Consider the following 475-nt stretch of genomic DNA (forward strand, 5'->3'; position numbering starts at 1 on the left):
GTTAGAAGCTGCTCTTTTTTTAAAAAGCAAAGACCTGTTGCTGGCATGCAATACGTGCAACGTAAGTCACAACGATCTGTTAAAGACAAACGAACATAATCAATTTCACGGTTAAATGCATCTTTCATGCTGTTCACTCATCACTTTCCTTTGATTTAATTGAAGAACGAATGAAATGACCACTACGTCCACCATTTTTCTCTAATAAACCAATGTTTGTCATTGTCATTCCTCGATCAATTGCTTTACACATGTCATAAATTGTTAAGAGTGCTGCCTGCACACCTGTTAGCGCTTCCATTTCAACGCCAGTTGAACCCACTGTTTTTGTAAAGCAACGTACTTCTAAACAAGTTTGATTGCGCCAATCAAACTGAATTTCACACTTTGTCAAAGCAACCAAATGACACAAAGGAATCCATTCAAACGTTCGTTTTGCGGCGGTAATCCCAGCTACTCTTGCTACTTGTAATAC

At 38.5% G+C, this 475-nt stretch carries 1 protein-coding gene and 1 pseudogene; both read right to left on the reverse strand.

Annotation, left to right across the window (positions count from 1 at the left end):
- A pseudogene (locus ACU8YE_RS24775) lies at nucleotides 1–128 on the reverse strand (GTP 3',8-cyclase MoaA); the annotation flags it as partial.
- A 5-nt stretch (nucleotides 129–133) separates the two neighbouring features.
- On the reverse strand, nucleotides 134–475 hold a 342-nt coding region (locus ACU8YE_RS24780; RefSeq protein WP_446930180.1), incomplete at its 5' end, for a cyclic pyranopterin monophosphate synthase MoaC.

Source organism: Ralstonia sp. VS2407 (assembly GCF_052950655.1).